Genomic DNA, 20,021 nt, shown 5'->3' with positions numbered 1-20,021 from the left:
TTTGAAACTCAGAAACGCCATCGGGCCCGAAAAATAACACGCTATGAAATAAAGTTAGACGGCGCCCCTTTGCACCGCAATAGGACAGGTCAGCCCGGAGCGAGGCATTGCTGCGGCCGAACCGTCACTGCGACGCCGGTCCGGGACACGCGAAATCCGTCCCGAAAAGGCGCTGCGGCCTAGCGGCCGAGCGCCCGGTCCAGAAGGTCTGGCGGCACCACCCCGGCGATCCAGTCCCGGGCCGCGTCCACCGCGCCGACATAGGCCGCGACCTGCGGTTCCAGGGCGGGGTCGAGCCCGGCCAGCACGGGCGCGTAGACATAGGCCGCGAGTGCCCCGGCCGCCACCAGAACCGCCAGCAGGAAGCCGCCCAGAAAGGCGCGGCGGCGGCTCCCCTCGGGTTCGGGTGCGGGCGGGATGCTGTGCGCGCCCCGGTCGGAACTGGCCGACAGGGTCGAGGTGATTTCCTCGACATCCGGCAGCAGATCGCGTCGGGCGGGGGGGCTGCGGGTCGGTTCGGGCGGGGCCGTGGCGCGCGCCGGGTCCGGCTCGGGATCGGGGCGGCGGGGGCGCGGCGGGCTCGCGAGCCCCAGATCGGCCTGTTCGGAAAAGGTCTCGACGGTGGCCTCTTCCTCGCGGGCGCGCTGCTCGCGCTCGGCCTCCTCGCGCAGGATGCTCAGCACATCGTCGTCAAGGCTGCGGCGTTGCGGCTCGGGTGCTGTCCCTGCCGCCATCTCGGGGTCGGCCGTCCCGGAGCGGGGCGCGTCGGCCTCCGACTCGCCCTCGGGCTTCGACGCGGACGGCGCAGAGGCCCGCCCGGCCGCGCGCGGCATGGCGAAGGCCGCCAGCGGGTCGCGGGCCGCCAGCGCGGGCGAGTCCTGGAACCAGATATGATTGCAGTTCGAGCACTGGACGTCGCGGCCCTCTTCGGGGATCACCGCCTCGTCGACCTCGTATTGGGCGCCGCATTTCGGGCACGTCAATCGCATTCCGCTTAACCCCCCCGGGGCGCATCGGCCCGCCGGACCTGCCTGCCGTTTCCGCGCCATGTTGTATCACCGCCTGCGGAAATTCAAAGCCTTTGCGTCCCGCCACGATTGCAACCCGCGCAACCCTGCGCAATACCTTGGGCAAACGGACCCGGACACCGGCCGACGGAGCGGACCTTGATCGAGCTCGAAAACGTCTCGCACAGCTATGGCGGAAGCGAGCTTTTATGCGACATGTCGCTGAATCTGGCGCCAGCCTCGTTCCATTTCCTGACCGGCCCCTCGGGCGCCGGAAAGACGACTTTTCTCAAGATCTGCTATGCCGAGCTGCATCCGAGCCACGGCGCGGTACGGCTTTTCGGCGCCGATCTGGCCGGGCTCGACCGCGACGGAGTGGCGCGGATGCGACGCCGGATCGGCGTGGTGCATCAGGATTGCGGGTTTCTCGACCATCTGCCGCTGCGCGAGAACATCACCCTGCCGCTGCTGGCCGCGGGACGTGATGTCGCCGCCGAGGACCGCAACATGGCCGAGCTGCTGAACTGGGTCGGGCTGACCCAGAGGGCCGATGCGCTGCCGCCCCAGCTGTCGGGCGGCGAGCGTCAGCGCGCGGCGCTGGCCCGGGCGGTGATCCTGTCGCCCGACGTGATCCTGGCCGACGAACCCACCGGCAATGTCGACTGGGAGATGTCCTTGCGTATCCTGCAACTGCTGATCGAGCTGAACCGGATGGGCAAGGCGATCGTGATTGCCACCCATGACATGAACCTGATCCGGGCGGCCAAGACCCAGGTCGCGGCCCGCGTGCTGCGGATCCAGGACCGGCGGCTGTATCTGGCGGGGGCGGATCTGTGAAGGCGCTCCTGACCCCTCTGGGCCGGATCGCCGCGCTGCTGGCCTCGGACCCCGAAGCCAGCCGGGTCGTGCCGCCGACCGGCTTTGCCGCGCGGCTGACGCTGTTCACCGCCGCGACCATGGCGTTTCTGGCGGTCTTCGCGCTGGCGCTGGCGCTCGCTTCCGGGCGACTTGCCGACCGATGGGCCGATGCGCTGGCGCGCACCGCCACGGTGCGGATCTCGGCCCCGCCCGGGCAGATGGGCACCCAGACCGAGGCGGTGCTGCGGATCCTGCGCACGACACCCGGCATCGCCTCGGCCCGGGCGATGAGCGACATCGAACAGCGCCGCCTGCTCGAGCCCTGGTTCAGCCCCGACCTGCCGGTCGAGACCCTGCCCCTGCCCCGGCTGATCGAAGTGACCGAGACCCGCGCGGGCACCGATGCCGAGGCGCTGCGGCTGCGCCTTGCGGTCGAGGCCCCGGGCGCGGTCTTCGACGACCATACCCGCTGGCGCCAGCCTCTGGTGCGCGCGGCAGGGCGGCTGCGGCTTCTGGGCTGGACGGCGGTTCTGTTGATCGGGGCCAGCATGGCGGCGATGATCGCGCTGGCCTCGAATGCGGCGCTCGCCGCCAATGCCCAGGTGATAGGCGTGCTGCGGCTGGTGGGGGCGCGCGATATTTTCATTGCGCGCGCCTTCGTGCGGCGCTTTACACGGCGGACGCTGGAAGGCGCGGCGATCGGCACCCTGGCGGGCATGGGCGTGGTCGCGCTTTTGCCGGGCGACGGGCCCGACGGGTTCCTGACCGGGCTCGGCTTTTCCGGCGCGCAATGGATCGTGCCGCTGCTTTTGCCGGTGCTGGCCGGGGCCATCGGCTTTGCCGCCACCCGCTGGACCGCGATGCGGATGCTGAGAAGGATCACCTGACCGATGCGCTCTCCCCTGCAATACCTGCGCTCGCTGGTCTTCGTCGGCCAGATGTACCTGGCGATGCCGGTCATCGGCCTGTTGTACCTGCCCCTTGCGCTGGCCTCGCCGCGCGGCGCCACGCTGGCGGCGCGGCATTATTGCCACTGGGTGCGCTGGACCGCGCACTGGATGATCGGGCTGAGATCCGAGGTGCGCGGCACGCCGCCCGAGGGCGAGGTGCTGATCGCCGCCAAGCACCAGTCGTTCTTCGACATCATCCTGCTGGCGGGCTCGCTGCCCCGGCCGCGGTTCATCATGAAGAAGTCGCTGACCTGGGCGCCGGTGCTGGGCTGGTATGCGCTGAGGATCGGCTGCGTGCCGGTCGACCGCGGCAAGCGCGGGCAGGCGATCCTGGCCATGAGCCAGCAGGTGGCCGAGGGGCGGCAGGCGCCGGGACAGCTGATCATCTATCCGCAGGGCACCCGGGTCGCGCCGGGCGTGTCGCGGCCCTACAAGATCGGCGCGGGCGTGCTGTACCAGCAGTTCGGCCAGCCCTGCGTTCCCGCCGCCACCAATGTGGGTGTGTTCTGGCCGCGCACCGGGATCTATCGCAAGCCCGGGCTGGCGGTGCTGGAATACCTTCCGCCCATCGCGGCGCAAAAGCCCCTTGCCCTGTTCATGGCCGATCTGGAAGAGACCGTCGAGACCGCCTCGAACCGGCTGATGGCCGAGGCGGGCTTCGTGGCAGAGGCCTGAGGCCGCCGGGCGCGGTCAGCCGCGCCCGTCACCGTCCTCGTTCCCCACAAGCGTCAATCGCAGCCGCCGCTCCGGGCGGGGGCCGGTCGCCGCCGCCACGCGGCGCGGCCGGACCGGCGGCACGGCAAGATCGACCGCAACGCCCTCGACCAGATCGCCATCAGGACAAGTGGCCGAAGGCTGAGGGCCGGGCTGTCCGGCCGTCCCGTCGGCATGGGCCTTGCGCGGCCGACGAAACACCAGCACATGGCGCGCCCGGCGCCATGCGAACGGCCAGAGCCCGACCCGGCAGGACAGCCGCTCGGCCCCGGCGAAGTCTCGGCCAGACTGACCCATCTCGTTCATGATCTCGCCCAGCGCCAGCGAAAAACCTGCCTCTGCCCCGGCAGCAGAATTACGGCGCAGGCGCGCCGGGGCGGGGCGGGGCGGGAAGAACGGTGAACTCGTAACACTGCATGAAAGGCCCTGCCCTGGAATTACGGACAGGAAGCCATGGACCCGCAACAAGCGCGGCGGCGCCCGATCCGGGGCAAAACCGTGTCCACAATATGGCAACAGGCCCGACCGGCAGCCGACGCGCCCTCCAGTGCTCAGGGAGATACCTTACGCAGCCAGCCCTTTTGAGCCCATGTCGAGGAACTTCCGGCGCCGCTCGGCGATCAGCGCGGCGCGGTCCTTGCCCGCCAGTTCGCCCAACATCCCCGCGAGGTTGCGGCCGACGCGCTCGATGGTCTCCTCGCGGCCGCGCTGGGCGCCGCCGATGGGTTCGGCGATGATCCGGTCGATCACCCCGAGCTTGAGCAGATCCTGCGCGGTCAGCCGCAGCGCCTCGGCCGCCTCGCGCATCTTCTCGGCATCCTTCCACAGGATCGAGGCGCAGCCCTCGGGCGAGATCACCGAATAGACCGAATGTTCCAGCATCGCGACCTTGTTCGCCGTCGCGAAGGCCACCGCGCCGCCGGACCCGCCCTCGCCGATCACGATCGAGATCAGCGGCACACCGATCTGCAGGCATTTCTCGGTCGAGCGTGCGATGGCTTCGGACTGGCCGCGCTCTTCGGCGCCCTTGCCGGGATAGGCGCCGGGCGTGTCGACCAGGGTGACGACCGGCAGGCCGAACCGGTCGGCCATGTCCATCAGCCGCACCGCCTTGCGATAGCCCTCGGGGCGGGCCATGCCGAAATTGCGTTCGAGCCGGGTCTTGGTGTCGAAGCCCTTCTCATGGCCGATCACCACCAGCGGCTGGTCGTTGAAGCGCGCCAGCCCGCCCATCACGGCCGTGTCCTCGGCGAAGTTCCGGTCGCCCGCGAGCGGCGTGTATTCCTGGAACAGCGCCTCGATATAGTCCTTGCAATGCGGGCGGTCGGGATGGCGCGCGACCTGGCATTTCCGCCAGGGGGTGAGGTTCTTGTAGAGTTCCCTCAACAGGTCCGCGGCCTTGCGGTCGAGCGCCGACGCCTCCTGCACCACGTCCATCTCGGCATTGGCGCGGGCCAGCGCCCGAAGCTCTTCGGCCTTGCCTTCGATCTCTGCCAGGGGCTTTTCGAATTCGAGATAGTTCATCGACGCGGCTCCTTGATGCTGGCGGGGTATATGACGCCCGGCGCGGCGATTTGCAACGCCGCCGCGCGTCGACGATGCCGCGCCCGGCCTGCCACGGAACCACGGGCGGTTGACGGCTGCGGATCCCGGGGTATCGTCGGCCGACCTGCCGCCGTCGGGACGAAGATGTATCCGGTCGAGATCCGCAAGATGCCGCCGCTGACGCTGTTCGGCCTCCCGCACCGGGGGCCCTATCCCGGGATCGGCGCCACCTTCCTCAAGCTCGGCCACCTGCTCGACGCAAGCGGGCTGAGCGGGCAGGTCGTGCTGCGCGCCGGGGTCTATCACGACGACCCGGCACGGGTCGCGCCGGACAGGCTGCGCAGCCATGCCTGCTGCGGCTTCGGGGCCGAGATATGGGTGCCGCTCGCCTTCGACCGGATCGTCATCGAGGGCGGCCGGTCGGCGGTCATGACCTGTTCCGGTCCCTATTCCCGCCTCGCGGCGGCCTGGGCCTGGCTTTATGCCGAAGGTCTTCCCTCGGGCGAAAGCCCGGCTGCGGCCCCGCCTTACGAAATCTACCGAAGCCTGTACCCGGCCGTGCCGGTCGAGAGGCAGCTGACCGAAGTCGTGGTGCCGCTGACCTCATGACGCCGGCGCGCGCCCGCAAGGGAGGGCGCGCGGCCGGGCGACTCAGCCGATCTGAAAGCCCGGGGTCGAGGCCGAGATCGCCTCTTCCTCGTCGTTCATTTCTTCGCCCACCGCCTCGAACAGCGGGGTCGAAAGATACCGCTCGCCGGTATCGGGCAGCATCGCAAGGATGACCGAGCCCGGCTCGGCGGTTTCGGCCACCTGCAGCGCCACCGCGAAGGTCGCGCCGCCCGACACCCCGGTCAGGATGCCCTCTTTCGCCGCCAGCGCCCGCGCCTGTTTCAGCGCCTCGGGGCCCTCGACCGGAATGAGCTCGTCATAAAAGCCGTTGTCGAGCGCCTCCTGCAGCACCAGCGGAATGAAATCGGGCGTCCAGCCCTGGATCGGGTGCGGATGGAAGGCCGGGTGGCTTTCATCCGCCTCGCCCTCGGCATTGCGCTTTTGCGCCCGGCCCGACGCGATCAGCGCGGCATCGGCCGGTTCGCTGAGGATGATCCTGGTGCCGGGGCGTTCCTTGCGCAGGACCCGCGCGATGCCCGTGACGGTGCCGCCGGTGCCATAGCCCGACACGACATAGTCGAGCCGCTCGCCCTCGAAATCGGCCAGGATCTCGCGGGCCGTGGTGGCCTCGTGGATATCGGCATTGGCGCCTGTCTCGAACTGATGGGCCAGGAACCAGCCGTTTTTCTCGGCCAGTTCCTGGGCCTTGCGATACATCCCCATCGCCTTGTCGGCCTTGGGCGTCAGCACGACCTTGGCGCCCAGCATCCGCATCAGGCGGCGGCGCTCGACCGAAAAGCTCTCGGCCATGGTGATGACCAGCGGATAGCCCTTCTGCGCACAAACCAGCGCCAGCCCGATCCCGGTATTGCCCGAGGTCGCCTCGACCACCGTCTGCCCCGGCTTCAGCGCGCCCGACCGCTCGGCCGCCTCGATGATGTTCAGCGCCAGCCGATCCTTGACCGAGGCGCCGGGGTTGAAGAATTCGGCCTTCACGTACAGCGTGACATGGTTCGGGCCGAGATTGTTGATCCGGATCACGGGCGTGTCGCCGATCGTGTCAAGCACGCTGTCGTAGCGCCGCCCCCGTCCACTGGTTTTGCGGATTTCGTCCTCTGCCATGACCTTACCCCTTCCTTCGGTGCCCGGCCGCTCCTTGCGGGCGGCCGCCCTGAACATGCCCCGAACCATAGCACGCCCGCCGGAAAGGGCACGGGGGGCGCGGCCGGGGCGCGGCGGATAGGGAGGATGGCGGCGCGTTTCGCGATGGATCGGAACAAACGGGATCAAAGGCTCTCCGTCACGGAAATTTCGCCCCGAAAGGCGACCCAAGACGGAAAGATTTCCTGCGCGCGCCGCCTCAGTGCAAGAAGACCGGCACCAGCGATCCCAGCAGCAGAACGGCCATGGTCCGGTTGAAAAGCCGCAGCCGCTCGGGCCGCGTCAGCACGCGGCGGATCCGGGTGCCAAGCACGGTCCAGAGACCGGTCGCGGGCAGGCTCACCGCCGCGAAGGCCGCCGCCACCAAGAGGACCCCCGCAATCTCCTGCCCCGGCGCATACAGCGTCAACGCGGCCAGCGACATGGTCCAGCCCTTGGGATTGACCCACTGGAAAGCCGCGGCCTGCCAGAACGTCATCGGGCGGCCCGGGGCCGCGTCGGGCGCGGGCGGCGCGGCCCGGGCGATCTTCCAGGCCAGCCAGACCAGATAGGCCGTGCCGACCCAGGTCAGCGCGACCCGCAGCCCGGGCCAGGCCTCGAAGGCCCGCATCGCCCCAAGGCCGACCAGCACGATCATCGCGACAAAGCCAAGCGCCACCCCAAGAATATGCGGCAGGCTCCGCCTGAGCCCGAAATTGGCCGCCGAGGCCATCAGCATCAGGTTGTTCGGCCCCGGCGTGATCGAGGCGACAAGGGCGAAGGCGCCAAGCGCCAGCAGAAGGTCGAAATCGTCCATGGTCTGAACTATTGCATGTCCCGCCCCGATTGTCCGCGCTTTCCCCGCCCCTTGGGGGTCCGGGGGCGGAGCCCCCGGCGGGTCGGGGCGCGTCAGCGCCTCGAAACCGGGCTGTCAGGCACGGAGAGCACCCCGGCCACCTTTTCGGGCCTCATGCCCGGGGGTCCGGGGGCAGAGCCCCCGGCGGGTCGGATCGCGTCAGCGATCCGAAACCGGACACCCTGGTTCGCGGCTTCAGCCGGCCGCGATCATCTCGGCCTGGCGCACGATCACCTCGGCCTGCTTGATCGAGGCGATGTCCACCAGCCGCCCCTTGTAGACCGTGGCGCCCGCCCCTTCGGCCTTGGCCTTCTCCATCGCGGCCAGGATCTCGCGGGCCTCGCTCACCGCTGCCTCGGAGGGCGTGAAGACCTCGTTGGCCAGTGCCACCTGTTTGGGATGGATCGCCCATTTGCCCACCATCCCCAGCGTCGCCGACCGCAGCGCCTGGGCGCGGAACCCCTCCTCGTCCGAAAAGTCGCCGAACGGCCCGTCCACGGGCAGCACGCCATGGGTCCGGCAGGCGGCCACGATCACGGTCTGCGCCCAGTGCCACGGGTCCGACCAGTATTTCGCGCCCTCCCGGATCATGTAGTAATTCTCCTGGGTGCCGCCGATGCCCGTGGTCTGCATCCCCATCGAGGCCGCGAAGTCGGCCGCGCCAAGGCTCATCGCCTGCAGCCGCGGGCTGGCCGCCGCGATCTCCTCGACATGAGCGATGCCCGCGGCCGATTCGATGATCACCTCGAAGCCCAGCCGCTTGCCGCGCCCCGTCGCCCGCTCGACCGCCGTCACCAGCGCATCGACCGCGTAAAGATCGGCGCCGCAGCCCACTTTCGGGATCATGATCAGGTCAAGCCGGTCGGACGCCTTTTCCAGCAACTCGACCACATCGCGGTACCAGTAGGGCGTGTCCAGCCCGTTGATCCGCACGCTCAGCGTCTTCGTCCCCCAGTCGAGATCGCCGATGGCCTGGATCACGTTCGCCCGCGCGGCGGCCTTGTCGTCGGGTGCCACCGAATCCTCGAGATCGAGGTTGATCACGTCCGCCGCACTGGCCGCCATTTTCTCGAAGATCGCGGGGCGCGAGCCCGGGCCGAACAACTGGCAGCGGTTCGGGCGGGAGACGGGCGTGGGCTGGATACGGAAGCTCATGATCGGATCTCTCGGTAAGGATGTGTCGTCAACGTCGGTCAGGTTGATATAATGTTGCGCCGCAGCGCGCAAGCCATTTTGCCGCGCTGCAGCGCTCCCAAGGCGGGGCGCCGGCAGGTCCACAGGACGAACCGCGAACGTTCCCTGTCCGCACGCATGTTTCTTCGACATAAGCGCCGCCTTTTCGTACGATCTTCGTCAAGGGGCGCGGTCTGCGCCTCAGATGCGCAACCTCTTCCGCCGCCGGGTGATAGGGTCTGCGCGACTATGAAGGAAACGCCACGATGATCGAAACCCCCTATCTTCTGTTTCTGGGCGACGCGCCCGACTCGCTGGCCGCCAAGGTGGCCCAGGGCATCCGCGACTGGCGCCCGGAAAACGCCATCGGCCAGTTCCGGATGGAGGGCTGCAAGGCCGATCTGAAGCTGCCCGATCTCGACCTCGTCGATGCCAAGGCGCGGGGCGCGAAGACGCTGGTGGTGGGCGTGGCCAACCGCGGCGGCGTGATCTCTCCCGCCTGGAAGAAGGTTCTGGTCGCCGCGCTCGAGGAAGGCTTCGACCTGGCCTCGGGGCTGCACAACCTCCTTCGGAACGAACCCGATCTTGCCGCCGTCGCCGAAGCCACCGGTCGCACCCTGCATGACGTGCGCATTCCGACCGTCGCCTACCCCATCGCCACCGGCAAGAAACGCTCGGGCAAGCGCTGCCTCGCGGTCGGCACCGACTGCTCGGTCGGCAAGATGTATACTTCGCTCGCCATGGACCGCGAGATGAAGGCGCGCGGGCTGAAATCCTCGTTCCGCGCGACCGGCCAGACCGGCATCCTGATCACCGGCGAGGGCGTGCCGCTCGATGCCGTGATCGCCGATTTCATGGCCGGCGCCGTCGAATGGCTGACGCCCGACAATGACGACGATCACTGGGACATGATCGAGGGGCAAGGCAGCCTCTTTCACGTGTCCTATTCCGGCGTGACCATGGCCCTTGTGCATGGCGGCCAGCCCGATGCGCTGGTCCTCAGCCACGAACCGACCCGCCCGCACATGCGCGGCCTGCCCGACTATCAGCTGCCGAGCCTCGAAGACCTGCGCGACGTCGCCCTGACGCTCGCCCGCGTGGCCAACCCGAAGGCCCAGGTGGTCGGCGTTTCGGTCAATACTGCCGCCATGGGCGAGGACGAGGCGCTGAGCTGTCTCGAGGGCATCGAAAAGCGCATGGGCCTGCCGACGGTCGACCCGTTCCGCCAGGGCGCGGGCCGTCTGGTCGACGCGCTCGACGCGATCTGAGGCGGGCGGATGCAGATTTCGGTCACTCCCGAAAGCTTCCGCCTGAAGGAGGCCTTCACCATCTCGCGCGGCTCGCGCACCGAGGCGCGCGTGCTGACCGTCCGGATCGCGTCGGGCGGCGCCACCGGCTGGGGCGAATGCGTGCCCTATGCCCGCTATGACGAGTCGCTCGAAAGCGTCACCGCCCAGATCGGGTCCCTGCCCCGCACGCTGACCCGTCACGGGCTGCAGGATCTGCTGCCCCCCGGGGCCGCGCGCAACGCCGTCGACTGCGCGCTTTGGGACTGGGAGGCCAAGACGGCCCGCGCCCGGGTCTGGGATCTGGCCCGCCTGCCCGCGCCGGGGCCCGAGATCACCGCCTTCACGCTGTCGCTCGACACGCCCGAGAACATGCGCGCGGCGGCGGCCAGGAACGCCCACCGGCCGCTTCTCAAGATCAAGCTCGGCACCGATGCCGACATGCCCCGGCTGGAAGCGGTGCGCGCGGGCGCGCCCAAGGCCCGGATCATCGTCGATGCGAACGAGGGCTGGACCGCCGAGGTCTATGCCGATCTCGCGCCGCATCTGGTCCGGCTGGGCGTGGCGCTGGTCGAACAGCCCCTGCCCGCCGGTCAGGACGACATGCTGGCCGAGATCGCGCGCCCGCTGCCGGTCTGCGCGGACGAAAGCTGCCATGACCGCGCCAGCCTGCCCGGACTGAAAGGCAAGTACGATCTGGTGAACATCAAGCTCGACAAGACCGGCGGGCTGACCGAGGCGCTGGCCCTCAAGAAACAGGCGCTGGCCGAGGGCTATGGCATCATGGTCGGCTGCATGGTCGGCTCGAGCCTCGCGATGGCACCTGCCGTGCTGCTGGCACAGGGCGCGGCGGTGACGGATCTTGACGGGCCGCTGCTTCTGGCCGAAGACCGGCCCGAACCCCTCTGCTTCGACGAGGCGGGCGTGCATGCCCCCGCCGCCGCGCTCTGGGGATGACCACCGGACCCCGGAGACCGGAGACGCCCAGCCCCGGCCCGAACGAAAGGACCTCTCGATGACCCGAACCGTCTATGTGAACGGCGACTACCTGCCCGAGACCGAAGCCCGCGTCTCGATCTTCGACCGCGGCTTTCTGTTTGCCGACGGCGTCTACGAGGTGGCGAGCGTCGTGGGCGGCAAGCTTCTGGACTTCCACGGGCACACCGCCCGCCTGCAACGCTCGCTGAAGGAGCTGGAGCTGACCAGCCCGGTCGACATGGACGAGCTGCTGGCGATCCATCGCGAACTGATCGCCCGCAACGCGGTCGACGAGGGCATGGTCTACATGCAGATCACCCGCGGCGCGCCCAGCGATCGCGACTTCCACTTCCCGGACCCCGAACAGGTGCCGCCGACCCTGGTGATGTTCACCCAGTCGAAACAGATCGTCGCGAGCAAGACTGCCGAGACCGGCATCAAGGTCATCTCGATCGACGACCTGCGCTGGGCGCGGCGCGACATCAAGACGGTGCAGCTTCTCTACGCGTCGATGGCCAAGATGGCGGCCGAAAAGGCCGGGGCCGACGATGCCTGGATGGTCGAGGACGGCTTCGTGACCGAAGGCAGCTCGAACAACGCCTATATCGTCAAGAACGGCAAGATCATCACCCGTCAGCTTGGCACCGAGATCCTGCCGGGCATCACCCGCGCCGCGGTGCTGAAATTCGCCGCCGAGGCGCAGATGGAAATCGAGGAACGCGCCTTCACCGTCGAGGAAGCCAAACAGGCCGACGAGGCCTTCTACACCTCGGCCTCGGCCTTCGTGATGCCGGTGGTGTCGGTCGATGGCGTCAGCCTCGGCGACGGCCTGCCCGGCCCGGTCTCGCGCCGCCTGCGCGAGATCTATCTCGACGAGGCGGTCAAGACCGCGATCTGAGCCTTCGGGCACCTCAATCGCCTCATTCGGCCCGGGCCCGCCGCCCGGGCCGTTTCCTTTGCGGCCTCCCGGATCGGCCGCACGATCCATCGTCGCCCGCCTGCGGTGCGGTTGGCCTCGCCCAAGCACGCCCCCGGCACAAAGGCCCCGCTGCCGCCGCTGCGCAACTGCGGGCTGTGCCCGGCCCGGCCCCGTGCTAGCCTTCGCCAAACGCCCTGCCGGAGCCCCGCATGATCCGCCCTCTCGCCGCCCTCGCCCTCACCGCCGCTCTTGGCCTTCCGCTCGCGCTGCACGCCCAGACCGCCCCGCCTGCCGCCCCCGCATCCACCGCCGAAGGCGTGGTCACCAGCCACGGCATCTCGACCTTCGGCGAACTGAAATACCCCGCCGATTTCGCTCATTTCGACTATGTGGTCCCCGACGCCCCCAAGGGCGGCACGATGAGCTTTCGCGGCACCGGGGCCTCGCGCACCTTCGACAGTCTCAACATGTTCCTCCTCGCCGGAGAGCCCGCCCAGGGGATGGAGTTGATCTATGACAGCCTGCTTGCCCCCTCTTTCGACGAACCCGACGCGGCCTACGGGCTGCTGGCCGAAAGCGTCACCTACCCGCCCGACCGGTCCTGGGCGGTGTTCCGGCTGCGCCCCGAGGCGCGCTTTGCCGATGGCAGCCCGGTCACCGCCGAGGATGTGGTCTTCACCTTCCTCACACTGCAGCAGAAGGGCGCGCCGCTTTACCGGATGGCGCTGCGCGATCTTGCTTCGGCCGAGGCCCTGTCGCCGACCGAGATCCGGATCGCCTTCGCCGAGGGGGCGCCGACGCGGGACCTGATCGGCCAGCTGGGCCAGCTGCCGATCCTGCCCGCGCATTTCTACGATGCCGTCCCCTTCGAGCGCAGTTCGCTGGAACCGCCGCTGGGTTCGGGCCCCTATGTCGTCTCCAGGGTCGAGCCCGGCAAGGCGATCGCCTATTGCCGCAATCCCGCCTACTGGGCGGCCGATCTGCCGGTGAATGTCGGCAAGGACAATTTCGACTGCTACCGCTATGAATACTACGCCGACGAGACCGGCGCCTTCGAGGCGTTCAAAAGCGGCGGCTACCTTTTCCAGGAAGAGTTCAGCTCGGCGATCTGGGCCACGGCCTACGATTACCCGGCGGTGGCGCGCGGCTGGGTCAAACGCGACGAGTTGCCCGATGCCCGGCCCTCGGGCGCGCAGGGCTTCTGGTTCAATCTGCGCCGTGCGCAATTCGCCGATCCGCGCGTGCGCGAGGCCATCGCGATGATGTTCAACTTCGAATGGGCCAATGCGACGCTGTTCTACGGGATATACCAGCGGACCGACAGTTTCTGGGAAAACACCGATCTGCAGGCCCAGGGCCTGCCCGAGGGCGACGAACTGGCCGTGCTGGAGAAATACCGCGACCGGCTGCCCGAGACCGTCTTCACCGAGCCCGCGGTCAGCCCCCCGGACCATGATGCCGCGCGCAATCTCGACCGCCGCACGCTGCGCGCGGCCGGGCGGCTCCTGGACGAGGCCGGCTGGACGGTCGACGCCCGGGGCCAGCGGCGCGACACCTCGGGTCAGGCGCTGCGGGTCGAGTTCGTCTCGGACAGCCCGGTATTCGAACGGGTCGTGCTGCCCTATCTGGCCAATCTGCAACAGCTCGGGATCGAGGCGGTCAACACCACCGTCGATGCCGCCCAGATGCAGCAGCGGCTGGAGGAGTTCGACTATGACATCACCAGCACCCGTTTCGTGCTGTCGCTGAGCCCCTCGATCGAGCTGCGTAGCCTCTTCGGCAGCGAGGCCGCCGATGCCAAAGGAAGCTACAACCTCTCGGGTCTGAAGGACCCGGTGGTCGATGCGCTGATCGAAGAGGTGATCGCGGCCCCCGATCGCGACGCGCTCGACGTTAGGGTGCGGGCGCTCGACCGGGTGCTGCGGGCGCGGCACATCTGGGTCCCGAACTGGTACAGCGGCAAGCACCGGATCGCCTATTGGGACGTGTTCGGGCGGCCTGCAAGCAAACCGCCCTACGACCGCGGGGTCGATTTCTGGTGGTGGGACCAGGCCCGCTACGAGGCGCTCAGGTCGGCCGGGGCGCTCCGTTAGCGCGCCCCTCGTCCCGGGTCCCGGCGCCGTTGCGCGCGGGCTCCGGGGCGACGTCCTCCGCTTCGGCGCCGTTCAGCGCCCCGGTCTCGTCGCGCACATGATCGGCCACGTGGGCGCCCCGATGGCCTTCGGCGCGCTCGGGTCCGGTGGTGCTGTCGCGCCGGGTCAGAAGTTCGAGTTCCGCATTCAGTGCCGCGCCGATCAGCGTCACGGCCGCGCTGAGATAGAGCCAGAACAGCAGCGCCACCACCGCCCCGAGCGATCCATAAACCTCGTTCAGCCGGTCGAAGCTGCGCACATAGGCGGCCAGCGCCACCGACCCCAGCGCCCAGGCGATCACCGCGAAGATTGCCCCCGGCGTCACCCATTGCAGACGCGCGGCGCGCCGGTTCGGGCCGTAGCGGTAGACCAGCGCGATGGCGATGAACACGACGCCCAGCATCAAGAGCCATTTCAGCAGGATGATCGGCAACTCGATGGCCACCGGCAGCTTGACGAAGGCCAGGACTGCCGGGATCAGAACCACCGCCGAGAAGGCCAGCAGCGCCACGACGATCAACACCCCTGTCAGCCCGACCGCCACCGCGATGCGCAGGATAGGATTGCCACGGTTCCTTTCGCCGTAGATCGCGTTCAGGCCGCGGATCAGCCCCGCGACCGCGGCCCGCGCACTCCAGATCGCCAGAAGGACCGAGATCACGCTGGTCCAGCCCAGCGCCGAGGAACTGGCGCTGACCAGCACAGTCACCTGGCGTTGCAGGATCTCGTAGGCACCGGCCGGCAACACCTCGGCTGCCATCGAAACCTGTTCCTGCACCATCGCCGGATCAGCCAGAAAGCCCCAGATCGCGATCAGCGCAGCCAGCGCGGGAAAGATCGACAGAAAGCTGTAAAAGGCGACGCCCGCCGCGATCAGCGCGACATTGCGTTCATCCATGCCCTGCCAGACGCGAAAGACGGCCACCCGCCAGTCGCGGGCGCTGTATTGCGCGGGACGGATCACTGCCTCGCGGCGGCGCGGGGCGGATCGGGTTTCGGTTCCGGCTTCGGCGGGGCTCATGCCATGCCCTCCGACCGGAAACAGGCTGTGCCGGACCGGGGGCCCGGGCGGGCAGACGGGAACGAAAGGTTCAAGGGCATCTCCTCCGGGGCTGCAAGATCGTGGCATTCAACGCGCGAGACCGCGCGCGGTTCCCGCCATTGGCGAACCTGGCCTCGCAGGCAAGCGTTGACGGGTTGCGGCATGGAACGTCAGGCAACCCGGGGCGTTGCGGCTCTGCCCTGCCCGGGACCGGGCGCTTCAAAGGACACCCGCCACCGATGACCCGCCCCGCCGCCGTCTGCCTCATCGTCAACGACCGCGCCGGAGACCATTCCGGCCCGGCCTCGCGCAGCGAGATGCTGCGCGATCTTCTCGACCGAACCGGGCTCGAGGCCGAGATCTTCCGCCCCCGCCCCGGCCAGAGCCTGACGGCGCTGGCCCATGAGGCGCTGGACCAGGGTTGCGGCACGCTGGTTGCAGCGGGCGGCGACGGCACGATCTGCGCCGTGGCCGAGGCCTGCCATGACCGCGACGCGACGCTTGGCGTGATCCCGCAAGGCACGTTCAACTATTTCGCGCGCGGGCTGGGCATCCCGCTGGACCCCGAGGCGGCGGTCGCAGCACTGGCCGGAGGAACCACCGCCGAGCTGCGCCTTGGCGAGGTCAACGGCGCGGTCTTTCTCAACAATGCAAGCCTCGGGCTTTATCCCGCGATCCTCGAACGGCGCGAGACCACCTATCGCCGCTGGGGCCGGAGCCGCGCCGCCGCCTACTGGTCGGTGGCCCAGACGCTGGTCGGCATGCGCCGGGCGATGCGGCTGCGGATCGACCTTGACGGCCAGACCCTGACCCTGCGCACACCGCTGGCTTTCGTTGCCAACAGCGCCTACCAGCTGCGGCAGTTCAATCTCGGCGGCATCGATGCGCTCGAGACGGGCGCCTTCCCGCTGTTCACCGCCCCCGCCGCCAGCCGGGCCGAGATCGCCCGGGCGACGCTGGGGCTTGCGCTGCGCGCGGCGCAGGAGGGTCAGGATTTCGAACTGCACCGCGCGTCGCGGATCGTGATCGACCCGGGGCGGCCCAGGGTTCTGGTCGCGCGCGACGGCGAACGGCAGATGATGCAGGCGCCGCTGACGATCCGCCGCCGCGACCGGCCGCTGCGCGTGCTGGTGCCGGGCGCGGCCGCGTGATCCGGATCGCGCATATCTCGGACCTGCATTTCGGCCGCACCGCGCCCGAACTGCTGGACCCGCTGCTTGACGCGCTGAACGGGGACAAGACCGATCTGGTGGCGGTCACCGGCGATCTGACCCAGCGCGCCCGGACCGGCCAGTTCCGCGCCGCGCGCGGCTTTCTCGACCGGATCGAGGCCCCCTGGCTGGCGGTGCCCGGCAATCACGACGTACCGCTCGACAATCCCTGGCTGCGGCTGCTGCGCCCTTACGCCCGCTATCGCCGCCATATCTCGGCCGATCTGGCGCCCCGGACCCAAATCGGCACGCTGACGGTGCAGGGCTTCAACACCGTTGATCCGCTGCGCTGGCAGCGCGGCAAGGTCAGGCGGCGCGATCTCGACGCGGCCTGCGCGGCCTTCGAGGGCGCGCCGGGCCCGCGTCTTGCCATGGCACATCACCCGTTCGAACAGGCCCCCGGCACGCCGAAACGTCTGATGAAACATGCCGCGCCCTCGCTCGAGGCGCTGGCGCGCTGCGGCGCCGACATCGTGCTGTCGGGCCATCTGCACCGCTGGCGGGCCGAGCCGTTCCTGACCCGCGAGGCTGGACGTCGGGTCTTGCAGGTGCATGTGGGCACCGGGCTCTCGACCCGGCTGCGCGGGCAGGAAAACGACTTCGCCCGGCTGGCCATCGAGGGCGACCAGATCGAGCTGACCCGGATGGTGGCGCGCGAGGGTGCGTTCCGGCCCGAAAGCGTCACGGTCTTCCGCAAGGGGCTGTCGGGCTGGACCGGGGTCTGAGCCGGATCGCCCGCGCTAGTGGCCGCCCCCGCCCGCCCGCTGCGGTGCCCGCATCAGGAAAGCGGTCACCGCAAGCCCCGCGAACAGCACCGCCAGCATCAGGAAGACGTCGATGAAGGACATCACCGTTGCCTGCTGGCGCACCCGCGCGGCCATCTGCGCCAGCGCCCCGGTCTGCCCGTCGAGACCGCGCGACGAGAGGTTCCCGGCCATCAGCGAAAGCTGCCGCATCGCCTCGTCATTGGTCCAGGTGATGGCCTCGCGCAGGCGGTCGTAATGGAGCGCACCCCGGTCGGAAAGCTGGGTGTTGATGACCGCCAGCCCGACCGCACCGCCAAGGTTGCGCATCAGGTTGAACAGCCCCGAGCCGCCCTTCATCTTGTCGCGCGACAGCGTGCCGAGCGCGAGGTTGTTGATCGGCACCATGCTCAGCATCAGCGACATGCCGCGCAGGATCTGCGGCACCAGCAGTTCCTGGAAATCCCACTCGGCGGTCATGCCGGTCAGCATCCAGGTCGAGATCGCGAAGCCGACGAAGCCTACAAGCAGCATCAGTCGCAGATCGACCCGGCCCGCCAGAAAGCCCGCAATCGGTGCTGTGACGAACATCGCCAGCCCCGAAACGAAGACCGTCTCGCCGATCATCAGGCTGTCATAGCCGCGGATCGAGGCCAGATAGAGCGGGTAAAGATAGGTCAGCCCGTAAAGCCCGATCCCCATCACGAAGCTGAAGGCCGACCCGACCGCGAAATTGACATTGCCGAAGGCCGACAGATCGACGATGGGCTCGTCGCGGGTCAGCACCCTGTAGAAGGTGACGATGCCGCCGACCAGCGTCACGACGACGAAGACCGCGACCGTCTCATCGGCCAGCCAGTCATTGCCCGGCCCCTCTTCCAGCACGTATTCGAGCCCGCCCAGAAACGCCGCCAGCGACAGCAGCCCCCACCAGTCGAACCGCTCGAAGAGGCTCCAGTTGGGCCGGTCGAAATCGATCAGGAAGAAGGCCCCCAGCGTGACGCCGATGCCGGGCAGCACGTTGACCAGAAAGAGCCAGTGCCAGGACAGCGTGTAGCTGAGATAGCCGCCGACCGTCGGCCCGACGGTCGGCGCCAGCGTGGCGATCAGACCGATGATCGGCGAGACCACGTTGCGTTTCGAGGGCGGAAAGATGGTGAAGGCCGCCGCGAAGACCGAGGGGATCATGCCGCCGCCCAGGAACCCCTGCAGCGCGCGCCACAGGATCATCTCTTCGATGCTGGTCGAGGTGGCGCAAAGAAAGCTTGAAATGGTGAAGCCCGCCGCCGACAGCGCGAACAGATAGCGCGTCGACATCATCCGGGCGAGAAAGCCCGACAGCGGGATCATCACCACCTCGGCGATCAGATAGCTGGTCTGGACCCAGCTGATCTCGTCGGGGCTGGCGGCAAGCCCGGCCTGGATCTCGGACAGCGAGGCCGAGACGATCTGGATGTCCAGGATCGCCATGAACATGCCGAACACCATGACCACGAAGGCGATGGCGCGGCGCGGCGTCAGATGCGGCTCGTCGGCGGACATGATCTGGCGGGCCCCGGAGCGCGGCGCCTAGTGCACGCTGGCCAGGCGCGACGCGGCCGCGTCGCCGGTGCGCGTGTCGACCGACACCACCGCCGACAGCCCGGCGCGCAGCTGTCCGGTCGCCAGCGCCTCGGGCGGCAGCTGGATGCGCACCGGCACCCGCTGCACGACCTTGGTGAAGTTGCCGGTCGCGTTCTCGGCCGGAAGCAACGAAAAGACCGCCCCGGTCGCGGGTGCGGCCGAGGTGACCTTGCCCTCGAAGCGCCGGCCGGGCAGCGCGTCCAGCGTGACCTCGACCGTGGCGCCGGGGGCGATGCCCTGCATCTGGGTTTCCTTGAAGTTCGCCTCGACATAGAGCGCATCGTCAGGGACCAGCGCGGCCAGCCGGGTGCCTGCGGTCACCAGATCGCCGGGCTCGAGCCCCAGATTGGCCAGCGTGCCGTCGGTCGGCGCACGCAGCACCGTGCGGTCGAGGTCGCGGCGGGCCTGATCCACAGCGAGTTCGAGCTGGTGCTTGTCGCCCTCGGCCTCGGCCCGCTGGGCGATCAGCACATTGACCTCGGCCCGGGCGCTGGCCACGGCGGCGGTGGTCTTGGCCAGCGTCGCCCGCGCGGTGTCGTGATCCTCGGTCGCGGTATCGAGCTGGGCCACCGCCGCAAAATTGCGCTCGGCCAGCCCCTTGACCCGCTCAAGCGCGTTGGTCGCGGTGCGAAGCTGGGCCTCGGCGGCGTCGCGGTCGGCCTCGGCCTGCACGACGGCGGCGCGCGCGGCAGCGATCTGGGCGTCGATCCGGCCAAGCGTGCGATCGGCCGTGGCGGCGCGGCTTTCGGCGGTGGCCAGCGCGATGCGATAATCGTCATCCTCCAGCCGCACCAGCACGTCGCCCGCATGGACATGGGCGTTCTCCTCGACCGGCAGGCTTTTGACATAGCCCTGCACCCGGCTGGAAATCATGGCGATATCGGCCTGGACATAGGCATCGTCGGTATGCTCGACGAACCGGCCATGGGTCCAGTAACCCCAGCCGGCATAGCCCGCCCCGCCCAGCGCCAGCACCGCCAGAACCGCCAGCACCGGCTTGCGGCGCGACCGTTTCGGCGCGGCGGGACCGTCGCCGGTCGGCGGCACGGCACCGGCATCGGCAGGGGGCTCGCGCATCAGGGTTTCCGGCTTCGACATCGGGACAGCTTTCGGAGAAGGCACAGGAGCGGCGGGACGTGAGAAAGTCTGGCGGGACCGGCACAGGGCCGGATCGAACCGCGCGGTTCGATTCCCGTCTAGGGCATCGCCGCGAGTCGATCAAGGCTTTATCGAAC

General features: G+C 69.0%; 19 protein-coding genes. 10 read left to right on the top strand and 9 right to left on the bottom strand.

The window, feature by feature from the left end:
- Window positions 1-179: 179 nt before the first annotated feature.
- Window positions 180-989: a zinc-ribbon domain-containing protein gene (locus DSD19_RS00885; protein WP_165828011.1), complete on the bottom strand. Its 810-nt coding sequence runs from the start codon at window positions 987-989 to the stop codon at window positions 180-182.
- Window positions 990-1,166: 177 nt separating this feature from the next.
- On the opposite strand from DSD19_RS00885, the gene DSD19_RS00880 reads away from it, so the two are divergent.
- From DSD19_RS00880 to DSD19_RS00870, 3 genes are read left to right on the top strand one after another with little or no spacing between them, the layout of a single operon-like run.
- A complete protein-coding gene (locus DSD19_RS00880; RefSeq protein ID WP_113668207.1) occupies window positions 1,167-1,844 on the top strand; it encodes a cell division ATP-binding protein FtsE in 678 nt (225 codons plus the stop codon).
- Window positions 1,841-2,752, top strand: coding sequence for an ABC transporter permease (locus DSD19_RS00875; RefSeq protein ID WP_075786188.1), 912 nt, complete (start codon window positions 1,841-1,843; stop codon window positions 2,750-2,752). The genes DSD19_RS00880 and DSD19_RS00875 overlap by 4 nt, the downstream gene beginning before the upstream one ends.
- Window positions 2,753-2,755: 3 nt before the next feature.
- Window positions 2,756-3,490 (top strand): 1-acyl-sn-glycerol-3-phosphate acyltransferase, encoded by a 735-nt coding sequence (locus DSD19_RS00870; RefSeq protein ID WP_113668206.1) that lies wholly within the window; start codon window positions 2,756-2,758, stop codon window positions 3,488-3,490.
- Between the two features lie 15 nt (window positions 3,491-3,505).
- Here DSD19_RS00870 and DSD19_RS00865 read toward each other — a convergent pair whose 3' ends face one another.
- Window positions 3,506-3,826 (bottom strand): hypothetical protein, encoded by a 321-nt coding sequence (locus tag DSD19_RS00865; protein ID WP_165828010.1) that lies wholly within the window; start codon window positions 3,824-3,826, stop codon window positions 3,506-3,508.
- Window positions 3,827-4,093: 267 nt separating this feature from the next.
- Entirely contained in the window at window positions 4,094-5,053 is a 960-nt protein-coding gene (locus tag DSD19_RS00860; protein ID WP_075786191.1) for an acetyl-CoA carboxylase carboxyltransferase subunit alpha, read from the bottom strand.
- Between the two features lie 165 nt (window positions 5,054-5,218).
- On the opposite strand from DSD19_RS00860, the gene DSD19_RS00855 reads away from it, so the two are divergent.
- The gene (locus DSD19_RS00855) at window positions 5,219-5,683 is read left to right on the top strand and encodes a GyrI-like domain-containing protein (protein WP_075786192.1); all 465 of its coding nucleotides are present in this window, start codon (window positions 5,219-5,221) and stop codon (window positions 5,681-5,683) included.
- Window positions 5,684-5,725: 42 nt separating this feature from the next.
- On the opposite strand, the gene cysK is transcribed toward DSD19_RS00855, so the two are convergent.
- The 3 genes from cysK to DSD19_RS00840 form a co-directional block, all read right to left on the bottom strand.
- Complete coding sequence (cysK, locus tag DSD19_RS00850; RefSeq protein ID WP_113668203.1) at window positions 5,726-6,805, bottom strand: cysteine synthase A; 1,080 nt, start codon at window positions 6,803-6,805, stop codon at window positions 5,726-5,728.
- 238 nt (window positions 6,806-7,043) lie between these two features.
- A complete protein-coding gene (locus tag DSD19_RS00845; RefSeq protein ID WP_113668202.1) occupies window positions 7,044-7,640 on the bottom strand; it encodes a LysE family translocator in 597 nt (198 codons plus the stop codon).
- Window positions 7,641-7,874: 234 nt separating this feature from the next.
- Entirely contained in the window at window positions 7,875-8,834 is a 960-nt protein-coding gene (locus tag DSD19_RS00840) for an L-malyl-CoA/beta-methylmalyl-CoA lyase (protein WP_113668201.1), read from the bottom strand.
- 284 nt (window positions 8,835-9,118) lie between these two features.
- Here DSD19_RS00840 and dgcN point away from each other — a divergent pair, with 284 nt between their 5' ends.
- The 4 genes from dgcN (at window position 9,119) to DSD19_RS00820 (ending at window position 14,128) form a co-directional block, all read left to right on the top strand.
- Window positions 9,119-10,120 carry an N-acetyltransferase DgcN gene (dgcN, locus tag DSD19_RS00835; RefSeq protein WP_113668200.1) on the top strand — a complete coding sequence of 334 codons (1,002 nt, stop codon included), beginning with the start codon at window positions 9,119-9,121 and terminating at the stop codon, window positions 10,118-10,120.
- A 9-nt stretch (window positions 10,121-10,129) separates the two neighbouring features.
- Window positions 10,130-11,095 (top strand): N-acetyl-D-Glu racemase DgcA, encoded by a 966-nt coding sequence (gene dgcA, locus DSD19_RS00830; RefSeq protein ID WP_113668199.1) that lies wholly within the window; start codon window positions 10,130-10,132, stop codon window positions 11,093-11,095.
- Window positions 11,096-11,153: 58 nt separating this feature from the next.
- On the top strand, window positions 11,154-12,014 hold the full coding sequence (locus tag DSD19_RS00825; protein WP_113668198.1) for a D-amino-acid transaminase: 861 nt from the start codon (window positions 11,154-11,156) through the stop codon (window positions 12,012-12,014).
- Window positions 12,015-12,244: 230 nt separating this feature from the next.
- A complete protein-coding gene (locus DSD19_RS00820; protein ID WP_113668197.1) occupies window positions 12,245-14,128 on the top strand; it encodes an extracellular solute-binding protein in 1,884 nt (627 codons plus the stop codon).
- On the opposite strand, the gene DSD19_RS00815 is transcribed toward DSD19_RS00820, so the two are convergent.
- On the bottom strand, window positions 14,103-15,188 hold the full coding sequence (locus tag DSD19_RS00815; RefSeq protein WP_113668196.1) for a YihY/virulence factor BrkB family protein: 1,086 nt from the start codon (window positions 15,186-15,188) through the stop codon (window positions 14,103-14,105). The genes DSD19_RS00820 and DSD19_RS00815 overlap by 26 nt on opposite strands.
- A 260-nt stretch (window positions 15,189-15,448) precedes the next feature.
- Between DSD19_RS00815 and DSD19_RS00810 the strand changes: the two genes are divergently transcribed.
- Together DSD19_RS00810 and DSD19_RS00805 are read left to right on the top strand one after the other, a co-directional pair.
- Window positions 15,449-16,360: a diacylglycerol kinase family protein gene (locus DSD19_RS00810; RefSeq protein ID WP_113668195.1), complete on the top strand. Its 912-nt coding sequence runs from the start codon at window positions 15,449-15,451 to the stop codon at window positions 16,358-16,360.
- Window positions 16,357-17,145 carry a metallophosphoesterase gene (locus tag DSD19_RS00805; protein WP_113668194.1) on the top strand — a complete coding sequence of 263 codons (789 nt, stop codon included), beginning with the start codon at window positions 16,357-16,359 and terminating at the stop codon, window positions 17,143-17,145. The genes DSD19_RS00810 and DSD19_RS00805 overlap by 4 nt, the downstream gene beginning before the upstream one ends.
- 15 nt (window positions 17,146-17,160) lie before the next feature.
- Here the strand turns inward: DSD19_RS00805 and DSD19_RS00800 are convergent, their stop codons facing one another.
- Both DSD19_RS00800 and DSD19_RS00795 read right to left on the bottom strand, forming a co-directional pair.
- Window positions 17,161-18,705, bottom strand: coding sequence for a DHA2 family efflux MFS transporter permease subunit (locus DSD19_RS00800; protein ID WP_113668193.1), 1,545 nt, complete (start codon window positions 18,703-18,705; stop codon window positions 17,161-17,163).
- Window positions 18,706-18,732: 27 nt separating this feature from the next.
- Window positions 18,733-19,884: an HlyD family secretion protein gene (locus DSD19_RS00795; protein WP_113668192.1), complete on the bottom strand. Its 1,152-nt coding sequence runs from the start codon at window positions 19,882-19,884 to the stop codon at window positions 18,733-18,735.
- Between the last annotated feature and the right edge of the window lie 137 nt (window positions 19,885-20,021).

This window comes from Rhodovulum sp. BSW8 (genome assembly GCF_003314725.1).
Classification (GTDB): domain Bacteria; phylum Pseudomonadota; class Alphaproteobacteria; order Rhodobacterales; family Rhodobacteraceae; genus Rhodovulum; species Rhodovulum visakhapatnamense.
The sequence above is the reverse complement of the archived record's forward strand: the minus strand, read 5'-3'. Positions and strand labels throughout refer to the sequence as shown.

Excerpts from the sequence above, each read along its gene's own strand:
- DSD19_RS00885 (WP_165828011.1), bottom strand. The coding sequence starts at position 989 with ATGCGATTGACGTGCCCGAAATGCGGCGCCCAATACGAGGTCGACGAG.
- DSD19_RS00870 (WP_113668206.1), top strand. The coding sequence starts at position 2,756 with ATGCGCTCTCCCCTGCAATACCTGCGCTCGCTGGTCTTCGTCGGCCAG.
- DSD19_RS00865 (WP_165828010.1), bottom strand. The coding sequence starts at position 3,826 with ATGGGTCAGTCTGGCCGAGACTTCGCCGGGGCCGAGCGGCTGTCCTGC.
- DSD19_RS00860 (WP_075786191.1), bottom strand. The coding sequence starts at position 5,053 with ATGAACTATCTCGAATTCGAAAAGCCCCTGGCAGAGATCGAAGGCAAG.
- DSD19_RS00855 (WP_075786192.1), top strand. The coding sequence starts at position 5,219 with ATGTATCCGGTCGAGATCCGCAAGATGCCGCCGCTGACGCTGTTCGGC.
- cysK (WP_113668203.1), bottom strand. The coding sequence starts at position 6,805 with ATGGCAGAGGACGAAATCCGCAAAACCAGTGGACGGGGGCGGCGCTAC.
- DSD19_RS00845 (WP_113668202.1), bottom strand. The coding sequence starts at position 7,640 with ATGGACGATTTCGACCTTCTGCTGGCGCTTGGCGCCTTCGCCCTTGTC.
- DSD19_RS00840 (WP_113668201.1), bottom strand. The coding sequence starts at position 8,834 with ATGAGCTTCCGTATCCAGCCCACGCCCGTCTCCCGCCCGAACCGCTGC.
- dgcN (WP_113668200.1), top strand. The coding sequence starts at position 9,119 with ATGATCGAAACCCCCTATCTTCTGTTTCTGGGCGACGCGCCCGACTCG.
- dgcA (WP_113668199.1), top strand. The coding sequence starts at position 10,130 with ATGCAGATTTCGGTCACTCCCGAAAGCTTCCGCCTGAAGGAGGCCTTC.
- DSD19_RS00825 (WP_113668198.1), top strand. The coding sequence starts at position 11,154 with ATGACCCGAACCGTCTATGTGAACGGCGACTACCTGCCCGAGACCGAA.
- DSD19_RS00820 (WP_113668197.1), top strand. The coding sequence starts at position 12,245 with ATGATCCGCCCTCTCGCCGCCCTCGCCCTCACCGCCGCTCTTGGCCTT.
- DSD19_RS00815 (WP_113668196.1), bottom strand. The coding sequence starts at position 15,188 with ATGAGCCCCGCCGAAGCCGGAACCGAAACCCGATCCGCCCCGCGCCGC.
- DSD19_RS00810 (WP_113668195.1), top strand. The coding sequence starts at position 15,449 with ATGACCCGCCCCGCCGCCGTCTGCCTCATCGTCAACGACCGCGCCGGA.
- DSD19_RS00800 (WP_113668193.1), bottom strand. The coding sequence starts at position 18,705 with ATGTCCGCCGACGAGCCGCATCTGACGCCGCGCCGCGCCATCGCCTTC.
- DSD19_RS00795 (WP_113668192.1), bottom strand. The coding sequence starts at position 19,884 with ATGTCGAAGCCGGAAACCCTGATGCGCGAGCCCCCTGCCGATGCCGGT.